The following is a 16,810-nucleotide window of genomic DNA, read 5'->3' as shown; positions in this document are numbered from 1 at the left end:
AGAAATCTCTTTTATTTTTGCCAAATGTTAGAAATTCTTTACCAAGACGAATATATTATAGCAATTAATAAACCAAGTGGATTGTTGGTTCACAAATCATTTTATGCGCGCGATGCAAAAGTTTTTGCTATTCAAGAATTGAGAAATCAAATAGGAGGGCGACACGTTTATCCTATTCATCGGTTAGATCGCAAAACATCCGGTGTCTTGTTATTTGCGTTGGATAAAGAGGTTTTAAAAATTATGAATGATCGTTTTGCCACACGCGAAGTCGAAAAAAAATATTTAGCAATTTTACGAGGTTGGTCACCCGAAGAACTAACGATTGATTATGATTTAACCAATGATGATGGTATTATACAAAATGCAATAACATACTTTCATCGATTGCAAAGTACCGAAATTGAGTTAGAATTTAACAATCAATCAACGTCACGATATTGTTTGGTAGAAGCGATTCCCGAAACTGGACGTATGCATCAATTACGAAAACATTTCAAACATATTTTTCATCCCATTTTAGGAAGTCGTCCACATGGTTGTAACAAACAAAATAAATTATGGTTGGAGAATTTTGAACTGAAAGGAATGATGCTTCATGCACATCAGTTAATTTTTAATCATCCAATCACCAATGAACAACTTATCTTGAATGCAAAGATTAATGAAGAGTTTAGCAGAGTAGGTACTATTCTCAATCTAGATTTGAATACGTATGAATAGAATACTAATTTGTAAAGTAATGCTTCAAATTAGTGTTGTATTTAAAAACAACCGTTTTTAGTATAAAGAGGAGTAGACAAAACCTCTTCAAAAAAAAGAGACGAATTTGCCTCTTTGAAATTCATATAAATTTTTTACGATCACTCCATAGTGCTGATGGACTTGTAAGCGGTTCCGTTCAACCGCGGGTTCATTGTTGGCTTTTCAAGCCCAACGAACCCTTATCTGTTGGCTGATGGATTTTTATTCATCAAGGTTTGTAATATATTCAAATATTTTTGAAGTTATTTTTGTAATTCCTTCGTCAATTTTGTCTGAACTATAAATTACTTCAAAATCGATATTATCATAATTAGCAGAAAATTTGATAGAATTTTTTTCTGTCGTAATCTGTAATGGAATTGAGATTTGAAAATTTAAAGAATAGTTATGTTTCTCGAAATCTTTATTAGTTAAAAATACTTTAGTGTTATTTGAAGAACTAAATAAAGAATCTTCAAGTTTAATTGTTTTACTGGAGTTATTTTTGTCTAAAACTGTTGTTACTTGAATTATTTGATAATCTTTAACTTCTTCTTTTTTATTTAATTCCAAGTTTTTAGGAACTATCTTTTCAATAATTGATTTGTCTTTAATTTTAATTGTTTTATAAGTTGATTTAACTGAATTTTTTATTTGTAAACTAAAATTCGGATTTTCTGTAATTTTAAAAATTGGATTAAATATTTTTTTTCTATCATCTTCATCATAAGATTCTAAAATTTGATTTACAGTATCTTTATCATAATCATCATCAAGAACTAATTTTTTATACTTTGTTCCTACTTCAATAGCCCAATTTTTTATTGCTTTATCTTCAATTGAGTTTTTCATAACTTTATCAACCGCCAATCCAATTTCAAAACTTCCATATTTTAAATCAACCATTCTTAAATCTAATTCTGGTAATATTTTATTGAAAATATTATTAAGATTTGACTTTTCGGTTATAGTTTCTTTAAACTCTAAAAAGAAATCCGCTTTCAAAAAATTTTTGAAGGATAATGAAATATTGCTTAATAATAAATTAGCCAATTCAGTTAGTCCAATTGTATCTGAATATTTTAAATTATTTGGAGCAAATTTTAAGTAAAAAGCATTTTGCCTTAAACTTTGTAAATATGAATTTGCTTTAAATTCTTCTATAAAATTAAAATAATAGGATTCTTCGGTTGGAATGTAATCTAAATAAGAATCTTCATTTGGTAAATAGTTTTCACTAATTGATTGGCTTTGAATTACCTCACATTTAGTTACATTTCCATAAAAATCCTGTTCAATTAAAAAACTAATATTTTCGTTTTCTAAAATTATTTTTTTCAACGAAATTGATTTTATCAAATATTGGAATATTATATCTTCAGTTAATTCAAGTAATAAATAAATATCTGAATTTTCGATAGTATCTACAAGATATAATAAAAAGTGTTTTTTATTACTCGTTAAATGTGTTAAAATAGGTTCGTCTAAAAAAATAATATCTTCTATTTTTTTAAATTTACTAAAATCGAATATTATATTTTTACTATTATTTTTCATTTACTAGAGCAAATTTACTTAAAATATCTGTGTTTTTTTCTGGATAAAAAGTAAAATGATTTTTATTTTTAGAAGTGTGCTTAATTCCGTCTAAATCTGTCAAATTACTTTTTGCAATATTTGAATAATTCATTTGCTTATTTTTTGATAGATTATTTAGCATTTGTTTTGCAGAATCATAATTACTGAAAAGCGATAATCCCCAAGCTAAACAATTATCATTAAATTTAGGTTTTAATAAAACAGCATTTGGTATGAATGAATTTTCTGTCATTGGATTTTCAACACATCTAAAAAGAATTTTTTCTCCTTTCAAGTTTTCAACGGGACAGTTTTCTATTTGTTCTAATTGATTTTGGTACTTTAACTCCATTTATAATATTTTGTTTTTGTTGTTATTTTTGGCAATCTATCAGCTAACGTCAGTCTGTGAAAAAACTTCCGTTTTATTGGCATTAAATATAATATTTTATTTTGGATATAAGCGAGAAAATTTGTACATTTAAAGATGCAACATATAGCAGGAATAACACTTAAACAGTTACAAATAGTCAGTTTAGGTGGTAAAATTGCTTCGGACAATCCTGTTCGTTTTATTGAAGCCTTTGTAGAGCAAATCTCCCTCGAAGCCCTTGGTTTTACGGTACAAACTATAAAATCCGAAGGGCGTCCTAGTTTTGACACTAAGCTGTTTCTTCAAATCTATTTATACGGGTACTTAAATGGCCTTAGAAGCTCAAGAAAATTAGAAAAAGAGTGCATTCGCAATATTGAATTACAATGGCTCTTAGAGGCTATTTGCCCCGATTATCATAGCATTTCTGATTTTAGAAAGCAAAAACCCACAGTTATACCGAAAACGACAAGAATTGGAGCGGAGCGGAAATCATGAAGACAAAAAAAACAATAAAAAAGCCTGAATAAACTAATGAGAATATTTTTGGCACGATCAAGCGCCAATGGGGCTGCAATCACACGAATTTAACGTGACTCGAAAAAGTAAATGGCGAACACAGTTTAATCATGCTCGTGTACACCATCAAACGCACGATGAATATTCTGGGAACTGCCGAATTAATTGATAAGATCCAGAAATGGAATTACAACTACCTACCAAAAGGTTGTATCTTGATCAAAGCGACCTTTTTTAAGCTATAGTGCGAGTATAAAAATATCAAACAATTATTTCTATCTCCAAAAACCGACTCGCTTACAAGCGAGTTTTGAGCGAATAGGAAAGGCGTTATTGAGTTAATTTGTGTGAAAGTGGGGTAAATTCACAGCCTGAAGTCCTGGCGCTACACTAGGTTGCCAATGATAGCGAACTGAGAACTCTCGGCAAGATAGATTTTTTTCGTGAAAACTAACTTTCTCGCTACTGATTATTTGGCAATTTCGATTTAGCGTGCGTTGTATGCAGGTTTAATTGAATGAACTCAGCACTATATATTCTATTTCAATGTTCGATATGTTTAAAATTTCAATTTGCATTCCCTTAAATCCAACAATTTTGCCATCATTTAAATCATATTGTAGTTCTTGTGTAAATGCGGGTCTTGCCATATCATTTATAAATTCGCGGTACGAAAATTTAACTATGTTACCTGCTTTTCCATTATAGATAAAAACTTTTTTGAAACAATCTTTACAGTTTGAATTTGTATAAATTATATTTTCAACTGTTAATTTACCTTTATGATCCTTGGTCAAGAAGCCATTGAAGGAGTCAATATAAGGAACATAAATATTTTTTTCTTTGTCAAAAGCAATACCAATTGTACCTGAATCTAAATAGTCTTTTTGATTTGGACTAAAATATAAGTCGTAATTTTTTCTGTTTTTGAAATACGGTAGTACGTCTCCAACATTATATGGGAATTTTACAAAGTTGATTTTAAACTCAGGACAATCTATAATTTTAATTGCATCTTGATAATCTTCTTCTCCTTGCATATAGACCTCAGCTCCAATTTCATTTTTTATTGAAACATTTAATTCTCTGCTATTGTAGGCTCTTCTTTTAAATTGACTGTTTGCTGAAATTGAAATTAGTATAATTAAAGATAAAATAAGTCTTTTTGTTTTCATATATAAGGTTTTGATTTTTAACGGTTTTTCGAAAACTTGCGTACAACGTCAGTCTGTGAAAAATCTTCCGTTTTATTTCTTACAAATATAATATTTTATTTTGTATATAAGCGAGAAAATTTGTACATTTAAAGATCCAACATAGCTCCGGAACATCGCGTCAACAGTTACAAATAAGCAGTTTAGAAGATAAAATCGCCTCAGATAATCCCGTGCGTTTTATTGAAGCCTTTGTAGAGCACATCTCCCTCGGAGCACTTGGTTTTACGGTACAAACTATAAAATCCGAAGTGCGTCCCAGTTTTGATACTAAGCTGTTTCTTAAAATCTATTTATACGGGTACTTAAATGGCCTCAGAAGCTCAAGAAAGTTAGAAAAAGAGTGCATTCGCAATATTGAATTACAATGGCTCTTAGAGGCTATTTGCCCCGATTATCATAGCATTTCTGATTTTAGAAAGCAAAAACCCACAGTTATACCGAAAACGACAAGAATTGGAGCGAAGCGGAAATCATGAAGACAAAAAAAACAATAAGAAAGACTGAATAAATTAATGAGCATATTTTTGGCACCATCAAGCGGTCCCGATACTTCGGGAGGGTACAATCACACGAATTTAACGGGACTCGAAAAAGTAAATGGCGAACACAGTTTGATCATGTTAGTGTACAACATCAAACGCACGATGAATATTCTGGGAATTCCCGATGTAATTGATAAGATCAAGAAATGGAATTACAACTACCTACCAAAAGGGTATGCCGTAATCAAAGCCACTTTTTTTAAGCTCTTATGCGAGTTCAAAAATATCAAACAATTATTTCTATCTCTAAAAACCGACTCGCCTACAAGCGAGTTTTGTGTGAATAGGGAAGGAGTTATTGAGTTAATTTGTGCGAAAGTGGGGTAAATTCACCGCCTGACGTTTTCGGGCTTTGCGTTTGGGCGGTTTTCGGAGCACATAATTATCAATAAGCACTTAACTTGAATAGAAGCACAGAACTCCAAGTTTGCATGGCAGGCCGCCTAACGCAAAACCCGTGTTGGTGGCTCCCGCATTCGTTTTTTAGAAGTTAGTTTTCTTAGTACGTTTCGATCACAATTATTTTTTTAAATATCTCTTTGATTCAATTAATATTTCTTTGTATAAATTTTCTCTGTCCTTTTCATTAAAAGGTCCGGGTATAGAATGAACCATACCTTTCATCTCTTTAAGAAAGGTAGGGACTTTTGCATTTTTAAGCTTTTCAGCAAACTCTTTTCCCGTATCTTTTAATGGATCAAACTCACAGATAATGATATATGCAGGTGGCAAATTTGATAAACTATCAGCATAAAATGGGAACGCTAAGGGGTTTGTTCGGTCTGCTTCATTTGGTAAATAACTTTCTATTGCATATTGCATTTCGGGTTCTTGTAAATAATAACCAATTTTGAATTTTTGATAGGCAGTTGTTTTAAAAGGAGAGTAACCAGCTGGGCATTCTAAAATTTGATATTTAATATTTGTCAAATTTTCTTGTTTTGCTTTTATAGCCACAAGTGATGCAAATGTTGCACCTGCACTTTCACCTGCAACAATAATGTTGCTTGGGTTTCCGCCCCATTTTTCGATATTTGAGATTGTCCATAGAAAAGTTGCAAAACAATCATTATTTGGAATAGGGAAAGGGTGTTCAGGAGCAACCCTATAATCAACTGCCACTACAATAGCATTATATAATTTGGACAAACGAGTGGCATACGATATAGAAAGGTTTGTCCATGGTAATACGAAAGCTCCACCGTGATAATAGATTATCACAGGGCTACTTTTGTCAAATACTTTAGGCTTAAAAATATATGTTGTCAGACTATCACTTGTTATTTTCAGTGTGTCTACACTTAGCCCTTCCAAATTTATTGGCATTTGATCTATAAAATGACTTCGTTCTAATACAGTCATCGTTTTTAACCTGTCGGCAATTTCCGATACATTATCACTAGCACTCAATTTTAAAAATAATGCTTGTCCCCATTTTACTCGTCCTTGCGGAGTATATGTCAGATAATAAACATACCCACCAATACCAATAATGGCAAACAGAACGATAAGTAAAATGTATTTAATTATTTTCATTTTAATTTTTTCGATGTCCATTTAAAAATAATTTAAATGTGCTTTTACTCATAAAAAGTCTACTATATATGTTTGTCAGCGGTCGCCACCAACGCCAGTCTGTGAAAAAAATTTCGTTCCATTAGGGGCGGAGCCCTCTACTCGATTGATGGATCGGTTTTTTATTTATAGAGATTTTCTTTTTAAATTTTCAGATCCTAACTTCTGTTTTGCTTCAAATCTATAATAATTTTGAAACTAAAATTCACCATTTAATAAATTTTATCAGTTTTAAATTATTATTTAGTTTGCTTTAATTCCACTTTATTATTGTCAATAAATAATCTACAACTTACTGTGAAAAATCCAGAAATATTAGCTTTAATATTTAATTTTTCTCCATTTTCCCCAATTAGGTTTCCAGTCATATTACTTGGTGTTATAAAACTTAATTGTTCATCTTGTAATTTATTATTTACATATAGTTTCTCACCTTTAAACCAACTATTGGTTACTTTTATTTCGTTATCATTGTATTTTGCTATCCATTCACTTTTCATTTTTATAATTTTTTATGTTATTAATATTATTGTTTATTGATTTTTTCGGTTCTCTTTAGTCAACTGTCTGCTAACTTGTATATAAGTCTGACAGAATCAGTCTTATTTCTAAAATTAAATATATAAATAATTCTTTACAAATTATTCAACTATTGTATAATCAAGGTAGTATGTTGCAAAATGGTATTATGAAAATATAAACGCTCTAAATAGCCCCGATAGCAATGAAAAACCTAGTAAGAGCTGGTGTTCAGCTCTTACTAGGTTTGTAATGTATAGCGGGAAATACGTTCTTAAAAAACGAAATTATTCTGCTTCTAAAAAAGAATAATAATTAATTATCGATTAGAGCGCCTGTCATTATTTAAACTTGGTCGTCTAGGTCCAAAGCTATTAATCCCGCTTCTTGCGGAAGTAGTAGTCGGTTTTGCTTTCGGTGTTGAATTGCGTTGTTGTCTTCCTTGGCCTTGCTTAATAGGCTCAGTTGATGCATTTGGGTCTGGCTCAAATCCTGCAATTTGCTCTTTAGGCAATCTCAAACCTATTAATTTTTCAATATCCCGTAAAAAAACAGTTTCATCAGGACTAAATAATGAAATAGCTTCGCCGCTTGCTCCAGCTCTTCCTGTTCGGCCTATTCGGTGAACGTAATCTTCTGGAATATTAGGCAATTCAAAATTTATAACGTGCGGTAATAAAGGAATGTCTAGACCGCGTGCTGCAATATCTGTCGCAACAAGTGCGGTTACACTACCGTCTTTAAAACCAGCTAACGCTTTTGTTCTTGCGCCTTGACCTTTGTTTCCATGAATGGCCGCTGCTACAATACCGGAGTTGATCATGCTTTCACATAATTTATTAGCCCCTTGTTTAGTGCGGGTGAATACTAATATTTGTTTCCAGTTGCCTTCTGTAATAAGTTTTATTATTAATTCTGTTTTTTTCTCTTTAGCAACAGGATATATTTTTTGAGCAATTGCTTCTACTGTAGTATTTTCAGGTGTTGCTTCTACTTGAATAGGATTGTGCAAAATTCCCATCGCTAATTTCTTGATGTCTTGCGAAAATGTTGCTGAAAATAATAAATTCTGTCTTTTTGCAGGAAGCACTTTTAAGATGCGTTCTATATCTCTTAAAAATCCCATATCTAGCATGCGATCAGCCTCATCTAAAACTAAAATCTCTACTTTAGCGAGTGAAACTAAACCTTGATTTTGCAAATCAATAAGGCGACCAGGTGTTGCTACTAAAATATCTACACCGTTTCTAAGTTGAGCCGCTTGTGGATTTTGATTTACACCACCAAAAATAACGGTACTTCGAATATCTAAAAATGTGCTGTATTCTTTAATGTTTTCAAAAATTTGAGCAGCTAATTCTCTTGTTGGGGTTAATATTAGCGCACGAATAGGTCTTTGTCTTAATTGTTGACCTTGCGAAATTATTTGTAAAATGGGTAACGTAAAAGCAGCTGTTTTTCCAGTTCCAGTTTGTGCGGATGCTAAAACATCTTTCCCTTCTAATATAGGTTTAATTGCTTTTTGTTGTATTGGAGAAGGGGTTGTGTATCCTTTTTTGCTGATCGCTTTTAATAAAGCGTCAGATAATCCTAATGAGTTAAATGACATAAATAGTGTTTATAAAGTAAACACTATTATTTAGGTTACTTTTTAATTGGGCGCAAAGGTACTGTTAATTTTTCCGATGTGCTTTTGATTATCCCGATTTGTTTAAATATAAGCACAAAAAAATCGAGAATATATCCCGATTTTTAAATTATTATTGATTTGTACTTTATCTTATTTCTGCAAAAGTATCGCCTTGATTGATATCTCCGGATTTATAGCCTTTCATAAACCACGCTTTGCGTTGTGCGGAAGTTCCGTGTGTAAAGGATTCTGGAACAATGTGTCCTTGTATTTTTGCTTGAATGGCATCATCTCCTACAGCGTGCGCTGCGCTTAGGGCTTCATCTATATCGCCTTCTTCTAAGAAGTTATTCATTTTTTGATTGTAATGTGTCCAAACACCTGCGTAAAAGTCAGCTTGTAATTCTAATGCGACCGACAATTTATTGGCTTGAGCTTGACTTTTTCCTTCTTGCATTTGCCTCATTTTAGTTGAAGTTCCTAACAAGGTTTGTACGTGATGACCAATTTCGTGTGCAATAACGTATGCTGTTGCAAAATCGCCTCCTTGCGCACCAAACTTAGTTTTTAGCTCTTCAAAAAAGGATAAATCCATGTAGACTTTTTGGTCCGCTGGGCAGTAAAATGGTCCAGAAGCTGATGTAGCACTTCCGCAGCCAGTTTCATAAGAATCTGTAAACAAGACTAAATTTGGTCTTTCATACTGCATATTATTCTCCTGAAATATTTTCCCCCAAACATCCTCCGTATCTACTAATATGGCTTCTATAAATTTGCCTTCTTCAATTTCGGCTGCGGTTAAAGCGCGTTGTTCCGTTGGAGCGCTATTTCCTTGATTCATTTGTTCTAAAATTGGCGTAAGCATCTGGGCATTTTCTCCACCAAAAACATTTAGCAACAAGATGACTATTCCAATAATTCCACCACCAATAATGGTTTTTCCACCCGAAGACATTCCTCTACGGTCTTCAAAATTTTCGCTATTTCGTCTGCCACTCCATTTCATAATCTGTTATTTTAGTTATTTAAATCAAAATATAAAAATACAAATTTTAAAACAATAATTAATAATCCTATGATTAGGTTATTGAACCCATTTTAAAAATGTATCTTCAATTATTCCTTTGATAATTGGTTTTGGAATATAATCATTCATGCCTGCATTCAGACACTTTTCTTTTTCCTCTTTTTCTGTACCAGCAGTGATGGCTATTATTGGCACTTTTTGACCGGATTTTAAATTCCGAATAATTTCTGTGGCTTCGTAGCCATTCATAATTGGCATTTGGATGTCCATAAAAATAATATCTGGATTTATTTTTTCAAATTGCTCCACAGCTTCTTGACCGTTTACTACTTGAAAAATAGCGGTAGGCACCGATAAGTTTTTTATAATAGTTTTGAGCAACAACATGTTTACTTTATTGTCCTCTACTATTAAAACGGTTATTATTTTAGTGGTGACGTTGGTTCTAACTACGATGTCTTTAATAGCATCAAAATCAGTATCGAATAAGCTGATACTTTCGGGTGCTTCATTACTAGTTTTTAATTTTAAGTCAAAATAGAAAGTACTTCCTTTATTGACTGTACTCTCTAATTGTAAATGACTATCCATCAGGCCCAACAATTGATTCGAAATTGTTAAACCCAATCCCGTACCACCAAATTTTCTAGTGGTGGAGCTGTCTTCTTGCGAAAAGGCCTGAAATATTTTCTTTTTGTTTTCTTCTAATATTCCAATTCCGGTATCGATTACTGCAAATCGAATTATATTTTCAGAATTATCTAATTCCTTGATTAAGGATAGTTCTAATTTTATAGCGCCTTTTAGAGTGAATTTTACTGCATTGGCTAATAAATTGATTAATATTTGTTTTAATCTCACGCTGTCTAACCAGCAATATTTAGGAATATCGGATGCAATACTAAGTTCTAAATTTAATTTCTTTTGATTGGATTCGTATAAAATTAAATCAATTACAGGTTTCAACATTTCATGAATGTCATATTTTTCAATGTATAAATCTAGTTTGCCGGCTTCTATTTTTGAAAAATCAAGAATATCATTGATGATGTCTAATAAAGAATGTGCGGATTGACTTATAGTTGTCATGTATTTCTCCTGTGTGATTTCAAGATTTGTGTTCATTAATAAATCAGTAAATCCAATTATTCCATTTAATGGCGTTCTAATTTCATGACTCATGTTAGCTAGGAATTCAGATTTAGCCTTGTTGGCGGCTTCGGCTAATTCCTTTTGCTGCATAGCGGTTTCGGTTTTTTTTCTCTCCGTAATGTCAATGAATATACCTTCAATAAATGCAATTTTCCCATCTTTATAAATGGTATCACCAAATTCCTCTACCCAAACTATATGGTTGTCTTTATGTATGATTCGGTACGTTAAGTGAATGGCTCTTTTATTTTCTATAGCATTTTTTTGTGCTGTAATGGTCCGTTTTTTATCTTCTGGATGAATCAAGTCAATAAAAGATAATTCATTATTGATAAAACTTGATTTTGGATAACCTGTTAGTTTTTCAATTTCATCATTAATGTATATTTTGGTGTTATTTTTATCATAATTAGAGAGATACACGGTTCCAGGAATATTATTAGCTAACAACCGGAATTTTTCTTCACTTTCATTAATTGCGGTTTCGTTTGCAATACGTTCAATTGAAGATGCAATGTTACTGGCTAATGTTTGCAAAATATTGACTTCATCCTCTGACCAAAGTCGTTCTTCTTGGGTGTCATCAAATCCTAAAAAACCATGGAACTTGTTTCGTACAAAGATTGGAAAAAGGATCAAAGACACAACATCAACATTAGTTAGTTTATTCCTTAAAGAGATATTTTCAATTTTAGGAATTAAGGCTGTATATGTCTTATTATTTAAAAGGGGCGTTATTAGCTCTTCAAAGTATTCGTGTGGTAAGTTTTGAAGCTTAACATTATTTTCAGATAGTTTTAGGTTGTGTATGATCCACCGGTATTTTTGACTGATTAAATTCGTATTTTTATCATTTTCATAATAATAGGCTCTATGGGATTTAGTCGCTTTCCCCATAATCACTAGAACATCTGAGAAAATAGCATTGATGTCATTGCTGTTCAAAAATTTCTCCGTGCAAAGTGCCATGGCTGATAAAAGGTCACTCTTGTACTCTAATTTTTTCTCGGCCTCATATCTGCTATGTGATATTATAGTCAATGAAAGAATGTCCGAGATCGTTCTGGCAAAAATAATATCGTCATTATCCCACTTCCTTTTATTTTTTGAAGTTTCAAAGCTGATCGTTCCCGTTAATTCCCCACTGATAAAAACAGGGATGTCAAGTTGTGATTTGATATCATATTTTAGAAAATAATTTTCTTTGAATTCGGATAATTCCCATTTTTTTAATACATCTGGTGCGCTTATTTGTTTTTTGCTTTTTATAGATTCAAAGTAAATAGGATAATTTTCCTTTTCAATAACAGATCCTTTGCTGTAGGTATTGGTTTCTAATTCGTATAAATTTTCACAAGTAATAAGATCTTCTGTATAATTCCAGTAACTAACGCGACTGCATTTAGTAGCTTTTGCAGCGGCTTCAATGATTTGCATTATACTAACATCCAGGTTTTTGTAATTACTAAAATTGGTTGTGGATAGCTTTTTAATAGTTCTGTTGTAATCTTCTATTTTTTTCTGACGGATTTTATTTTCTAATTCAATATTTTTTAACTTAGTAATATCTCTTGCAATACCGGAATATCCTACTAGTATTCCAGTATCATTTCGATTGATAATTACTTTTTGGGATACCCATAATTCTTCACCGTTCTTCTTCAATAATGGAAATTCAATCGTAGGAAAGTCTTGCTCATTTTCTAACAAATTCTGATAAAAGCTCCTGATTTTAGTACCGTAATCTTCACGTATGAATTCTAAATAATGATGGGATAATAGTTCTTTTGGATCGTATCCTAAAGTTTTAATTGTAAATTCATTCACAAAGATAAAATTGCCAAGGTTGTTTACCTCAAAAATAAGATCCGTTGCGTTTTGAATTAAATTTTTATATTGATTTTGTAAATTGATTTCACTAGTTACATCTTGACCGATACCAATAATTAAATCATCAGAAAACTTCTTGTCATTCCATTGTATCTGTTTATAATCTCCATTTTTACATTTAACTTTCCGAGTGAAAATTCTATCAACTTTAAACTTCGTATGATAGTCTTCCCCGTAGAATTCAGTATCTTCGGTTACTTGCCAGTAACCCAATCCCATTACTTCGGCTACAGTGTACCCTAAAATAGTTTCTACATTTTCACTACAAAAAACTATTTCTCCTTTTTTATTCGTTGCTAAAATGAGAGAATTTCCTTTGTTGATAATTTGATTGTTAAACTTATTTATATTATTACGATTTATCCATAGTATAAAGCGAATGTAATTTATAATTACAATTATGGAAGAGTTGATAAATAATACTAAAATTGTTGTAAAGGGTACTAATTCAAAAACAGAAACAACAACAAAATAGGCGATAACAGCCGTTATAAAACCCCAGTACAGTTTTAAAGATTTGAGAACGATATAGGAAAAGAATAATGTTACTGCGAAAGCTACGATAGGAATAAGATCCGTAGGAGTAACTATTAAATTCCTACAAATTGATATAAAGTACAGTAAAAAACAAAAAGTAAAAATTTTTTGAATATTTCTGAATATTAGTGCAGATATGGTGCTGATATAATACAAGACCAGTAAGAAGAAACCAATACTGCAGTTCACTACTAACAAACTTTTAGGTCTTATTTTTAGAAATTCGAATGTAATTTCTATTATAGGTAGTATAATTCCCAAAAAGAAAAGATAAATTTGATATTCCTTTTTCTTAGTAATGGCTTTGGCACTTTTTTCCAGTAAATTACTTTTTAATCTTGTTCTTATTTTGAAAATTTTATAAATAAGAAAAAAGATTAAAATAAGGATGACAAAACCATATAGCACATGAGTGACCAATGAATTTGGTATCCACAACAGAATAAGTATTTTGTGAGAAGTATATAATTGGCTATAGTAGAATACCATAGATTGTATTGGCTTAGGTTATAAACTAAATTAGTAAGGGGCAATTTTGGCGGTTAATTTAGTAATTTATTTTAAATAAAAACCAAAACAGATTGCCCTTTCTGTGATTGTTTTTATTCAAAAATAATTTTTAATTAAATTGTTGCTTCTTGTTCAATTTCGGTGTCAAATCCAATTATTTCACTATAAATTACGTAGTATAAAGAATACATAAAAGGAATAGTAAAGAAAATTCCAATACAACATCCTATTAATCCCACCGTTACTGCCAAAACTGAAACTACAATTAAACCCAGCAGAATCAGTGGTTGTTTCGATACAATCATAAGACTTGTTTCTATAGCTTGAACTGCTTTTAATTTGCCGAAAATAATAAGCGGAATCATTAAGATGGTGAATAAATTGACAGTCAAGGTATTAACAAAACCCAAAATTGGAATTTGTGCATAATCAATTATCGCGGAGAGGGTGGAGCTCACTATAGAGACGAGTAATGTAGCGATGAAAAGTTCCTTGAAATAAGGTGCTTTAAAAAACTCAAACATAGTTGATACATGAAATTCTTCATCTCTTTCAGCGCAATAGGCCATTTTTATTAATCCAGCAGTAAATGGGCTTAAGGACGAACCAATTAAAATGGAAACTGCTGAAATAATTAATAAAATATTTAAGGAAAGTGCTTCTGGTCTTAAATTTTCTGGCTTTAGAAATTCTAAAGTGGCGGCACTACCAAAAATGGCAATGATTACGCCAAATGCTACTATACTTAAAAGGAAAAAAAATACAAAAAGAACTAAACCGCCATAAAGCGCAATTTTTTTATAATTTTCGAATGCATGGTTGAAAACAGTGCCAAAATCCACTTCGTATCCATTATTTTTAATTCTTTCTATGCGATTTTGAGTAGTATTCATCATTTGGTTTTGGTATTATTTAATGGGTTATATTTTAAAATAGGTTTCTTCAAAAGGGATGCGGAACCGCTCCCCATAAATACCATTTGTAGCTCTGATACCACATCCTACAATCATATTTATTTCAGCAGAAGCGGGCAAATGTAATATTTTTTTAATTATCAGCGAATCAAAACCTTCCATGGGACAGGTATCATAATTTATGGCTGCCATACTAATCATAAAATTTTGTGCCGCGAGTCCAGCACTTTTATGTGCTACAATCCGCATATCACTTTGGCGAGCCTGCCTGTAAATGGGCTTGAATATTCCAATAATTTGAAAAGCAAGAAATTTGATCATTCCAATGATTCCAAAAAAATCAAAATATAGGGCAGGAACAATTTTTTGATAATAATTTAAAGCAAACTTTTCTCTCTTCGAATAATCGGCTTCCGCTTTATTGCCATATTGAGTTTTTAGATACTCAATATTTGATTTAACTCTTTTGCGCCAAAGGTCTTTTCTAGTTACAACGATAACTAGTTGTTGCGCCGTTTTAGCTGCATTTTGATCAAAACTCGCTTTCGCAATCTGCTCGATGCGATCCGGAGACACTACATGGTAGAACTCCCAAAGTTGCATATTACTGCTAGTAGGTGCCAGAGCCGCTAACTGAATGCAGTCTTTTACTTTCTGAACATCAATTGCCTCGTTCTTAAAAACACGGACAGAGCGTCGGTATTTAATAGCTTCGCTCACTGATTTTTCAGTACTTAAATCCATTTCAATACTTTTTGAATGGTTTTTAATTTATCTTTATATGGAGCGTAGCGCAGCGGTAAATCCAGCCAAGTTCCTCTTTTTACAATCGCTTTTTTATGGGAAAAAACATCAAAACTCAATTTTCCATGATAGGCACCCATACCAGAATTTCCAACACCGCCAAAAGGAAGCTTATTGTTAACCAAATGAATTACGGTATCATTAATGCAGCCGCCACCGAAGGAATATTTTTGTAAAACTTCATCAACAAAGGATTTGTTTTGAGTAAATAAATACAATGATAGTGGTTTTTCGAAGCTCAAAATTATTTTTTCAATATCTGCTTTTGATTTATAAGAAAGTATGGGAAGTATGGGACCAAAAATTTCCTCCTGCATCACCTTACTGTCCATTGTAGGTTCGTCGAGTAAAGTAGGAGCTAGGTATAAGCTTTCTTTGGTAGATTTTCCTCCAAAAAGCGTTTTTTGATTTTCCAATAAACTCAATTGACGTTCCCAGTTTTTTAAATTGATAATTCTAGCATAATCTGGAGATTCCTCTGGATTTGTTCCTAATGCTTTTTCAATTTCCAGAATTAGGAATTTCACTAAAGTGTCCTTCATTTTATGGTGTACCAAAATATAATCAGGAGCAACGCATGTTTGTCCTGCATTTATAATTTTACCCCATACAATACGGCGGGCGCTCAATTCTAAATTAGCAGTTTCATCAACAATACAAGGGCTTTTTCCTCCCAACTCTAGAGTAACAGGAGTTAGGTTCTCGGCGGCGGCTTTCGCTACTATTTTGCCCACAGCGACACTTCCAGTAAAAAAGATATAATCCCACCGTTTTTTCAACAAATCCGCTGCCACAGTAGCATCACCCATAACCACCACTACCTCTTTTATGGGGAAAGTTTCACTTATAATTTTTGAAATAATAGCAGCAGTGTGTGGCGTAAGTTCGGACGGTTTTAACGTCACTTTATTTCCAGCGGCTACTGCGGCCACCAAGGGACACAAGGCTAATTGAAATGGATAATTCCATGGTGAAAGTATTAAAACATGGCCATAAGGTTCACTGTAAACATAATCTGAAGAAGGAAAATTCAACAACGAAGCCCAAACTTTCTTTGGCTTAGCCCAAGAATTTATATTTTTTATAGTTTCTTTAAGATCACTAATCACATAATTGGTTTCAGTTAAAACAGCTTCAAAAGCAGGTTTTTTGAAATCGTCATACAAAGCCTTAATGATCGCTTCTTCATGCTTTGTAATGACATAAAGTAGTTTTTTTAGGGATTCTTTTCGGTAATTTATGTCGGTTTTATGATTCATTGGATGATTTTAATTTTAAA

General features: G+C 32.1%; 15 protein-coding genes. 4 read left to right on the top strand and 11 right to left on the bottom strand.

All coding sequences use genetic code 11. The features are described from left to right. Nucleotides 1-24: 24 nt before the first annotated feature. Nucleotides 25-723 carry a pseudouridine synthase gene (locus BUA03_RS13325; protein WP_066076492.1) on the top strand — a complete coding sequence of 233 codons (699 nt, stop codon included), beginning with the start codon at nt 25-27 and terminating at the stop codon, nt 721-723. Nucleotides 724-966: 243 nt separating this feature from the next. Here the strand turns inward: BUA03_RS13325 and BUA03_RS13320 are convergent, their stop codons facing one another. Both BUA03_RS13320 and BUA03_RS13315 read right to left on the bottom strand, forming a co-directional pair. Further along, entirely contained in the window at nt 967-2,301 is a 1,335-nt protein-coding gene (locus tag BUA03_RS13320) for an RNA polymerase beta'' subunit family protein (RefSeq protein WP_066076489.1), read from the bottom strand. Then, nucleotides 2,291-2,617 (bottom strand): hypothetical protein, encoded by a 327-nt coding sequence (locus BUA03_RS13315; RefSeq protein ID WP_139255666.1) that lies wholly within the window; start codon nt 2,615-2,617, stop codon nt 2,291-2,293. Before BUA03_RS13315 ends, BUA03_RS13320 begins: the two co-directional genes overlap by 11 nt. Before the next feature lie 192 nt (nt 2,618-2,809). Here BUA03_RS13315 and BUA03_RS13310 point away from each other — a divergent pair, with 192 nt between their 5' ends. Then, nucleotides 2,810-3,193, top strand: a complete 384-nt coding sequence (locus BUA03_RS13310) for a transposase (protein WP_066076483.1) — start codon at nt 2,810-2,812, stop codon at nt 3,191-3,193. 530 nt (nt 3,194-3,723) lie between these two features. Here BUA03_RS13310 and BUA03_RS13305 read toward each other — a convergent pair. Next, nucleotides 3,724-4,389: a hypothetical protein gene (locus BUA03_RS13305; protein WP_066076479.1), complete on the bottom strand. Its 666-nt coding sequence runs from the start codon at nt 4,387-4,389 to the stop codon at nt 3,724-3,726. 212 nt (nt 4,390-4,601) lie between these two features. Between BUA03_RS13305 and BUA03_RS13300 the strand changes: the two genes are divergently transcribed. After that, nucleotides 4,602-4,907, top strand: coding sequence for a transposase (locus tag BUA03_RS13300; RefSeq protein ID WP_072675748.1), 306 nt, complete (start codon nt 4,602-4,604; stop codon nt 4,905-4,907). A 36-nt stretch (nt 4,908-4,943) separates the two neighbouring features. After that, entirely contained in the window at nt 4,944-5,300 is a 357-nt protein-coding gene (locus BUA03_RS13295) for a hypothetical protein (RefSeq protein ID WP_066076476.1), read from the top strand. Between the two features lie 192 nt (nt 5,301-5,492). Here BUA03_RS13295 and BUA03_RS13290 read toward each other — a convergent pair whose 3' ends face one another. The 8 genes from BUA03_RS13290 to BUA03_RS13255 all read right to left on the bottom strand — a co-directional run bounded on the left by BUA03_RS13290 (nt 5,493) and on the right by BUA03_RS13255 (nt 16,790). Continuing rightward, complete coding sequence (locus tag BUA03_RS13290) at nt 5,493-6,530, bottom strand: alpha/beta hydrolase (RefSeq protein WP_066076473.1); 1,038 nt, start codon at nt 6,528-6,530, stop codon at nt 5,493-5,495. A gap of 257 nt (nt 6,531-6,787) precedes the next feature. Continuing rightward, nucleotides 6,788-7,048 carry a hypothetical protein gene (locus BUA03_RS13285; protein WP_066076470.1) on the bottom strand — a complete coding sequence of 87 codons (261 nt, stop codon included), beginning with the start codon at nt 7,046-7,048 and terminating at the stop codon, nt 6,788-6,790. A gap of 338 nt (nt 7,049-7,386) precedes the next feature. Then, nucleotides 7,387-8,676 carry a DEAD/DEAH box helicase gene (locus BUA03_RS13280; protein ID WP_066076467.1) on the bottom strand — a complete coding sequence of 430 codons (1,290 nt, stop codon included), beginning with the start codon at nt 8,674-8,676 and terminating at the stop codon, nt 7,387-7,389. Between the two features lie 166 nt (nt 8,677-8,842). Then, entirely contained in the window at nt 8,843-9,703 is an 861-nt protein-coding gene (gene ypfJ / locus BUA03_RS13275; RefSeq protein WP_066076464.1) for a KPN_02809 family neutral zinc metallopeptidase, read from the bottom strand. A 78-nt stretch (nt 9,704-9,781) separates the two neighbouring features. Further along, entirely contained in the window at nt 9,782-13,792 is a 4,011-nt protein-coding gene (locus BUA03_RS13270) for a PAS domain S-box protein (RefSeq protein ID WP_066076461.1), read from the bottom strand. Nucleotides 13,793-13,926: 134 nt separating this feature from the next. After that, on the bottom strand, nt 13,927-14,709 hold the full coding sequence (locus BUA03_RS13265) for a hypothetical protein (RefSeq protein WP_245792663.1): 783 nt from the start codon (nt 14,707-14,709) through the stop codon (nt 13,927-13,929). Between the two features lie 24 nt (nt 14,710-14,733). Then, entirely contained in the window at nt 14,734-15,471 is a 738-nt protein-coding gene (locus BUA03_RS13260) for a nitroreductase family protein (RefSeq protein WP_066076457.1), read from the bottom strand. Next, a complete protein-coding gene (locus tag BUA03_RS13255) occupies nt 15,462-16,790 on the bottom strand; it encodes an aldehyde dehydrogenase (protein WP_066076453.1) in 1,329 nt (442 codons plus the stop codon). The genes BUA03_RS13260 and BUA03_RS13255 overlap by 10 nt, the downstream gene beginning before the upstream one ends. Nucleotides 16,791-16,810: the final 20 nt, after the last annotated feature.

Origin of the sequence: Flavobacterium fryxellicola, from assembly GCF_900143245.1 — a bacterium.
Taxonomy (GTDB): Bacteria; Bacteroidota; Bacteroidia; order Flavobacteriales; family Flavobacteriaceae; genus Flavobacterium; species Flavobacterium fryxellicola.
The sequence above is the reverse complement of the archived record's forward strand: the minus strand, read 5'-3'. Positions and strand labels throughout refer to the sequence as shown.

Excerpts from the sequence above, each read along its gene's own strand:
- BUA03_RS13325 (WP_066076492.1), top strand. The coding sequence starts at position 25 with ATGTTAGAAATTCTTTACCAAGACGAATATATTATAGCAATTAATAAA.
- BUA03_RS13320 (WP_066076489.1), bottom strand. The coding sequence starts at position 2,301 with ATGAAAAATAATAGTAAAAATATAATATTCGATTTTAGTAAATTTAAA.
- BUA03_RS13310 (WP_066076483.1), top strand. The coding sequence starts at position 2,810 with ATGCAACATATAGCAGGAATAACACTTAAACAGTTACAAATAGTCAGT.
- BUA03_RS13305 (WP_066076479.1), bottom strand. The coding sequence starts at position 4,389 with ATGAAAACAAAAAGACTTATTTTATCTTTAATTATACTAATTTCAATT.
- BUA03_RS13295 (WP_066076476.1), top strand. The coding sequence starts at position 4,944 with ATGAGCATATTTTTGGCACCATCAAGCGGTCCCGATACTTCGGGAGGG.
- BUA03_RS13290 (WP_066076473.1), bottom strand. The coding sequence starts at position 6,530 with ATGGACATCGAAAAAATTAAAATGAAAATAATTAAATACATTTTACTT.
- BUA03_RS13285 (WP_066076470.1), bottom strand. The coding sequence starts at position 7,048 with ATGAAAAGTGAATGGATAGCAAAATACAATGATAACGAAATAAAAGTA.
- BUA03_RS13280 (WP_066076467.1), bottom strand. The coding sequence starts at position 8,676 with ATGTCATTTAACTCATTAGGATTATCTGACGCTTTATTAAAAGCGATC.
- ypfJ (WP_066076464.1), bottom strand. The coding sequence starts at position 9,703 with ATGAAATGGAGTGGCAGACGAAATAGCGAAAATTTTGAAGACCGTAGA.
- BUA03_RS13270 (WP_066076461.1), bottom strand. The coding sequence starts at position 13,792 with ATGGTATTCTACTATAGCCAATTATATACTTCTCACAAAATACTTATT.
- BUA03_RS13265 (WP_245792663.1), bottom strand. The coding sequence starts at position 14,709 with ATGATGAATACTACTCAAAATCGCATAGAAAGAATTAAAAATAATGGA.
- BUA03_RS13260 (WP_066076457.1), bottom strand. The coding sequence starts at position 15,471 with ATGGATTTAAGTACTGAAAAATCAGTGAGCGAAGCTATTAAATACCGA.
- BUA03_RS13255 (WP_066076453.1), bottom strand. The coding sequence starts at position 16,790 with ATGAATCATAAAACCGACATAAATTACCGAAAAGAATCCCTAAAAAAA.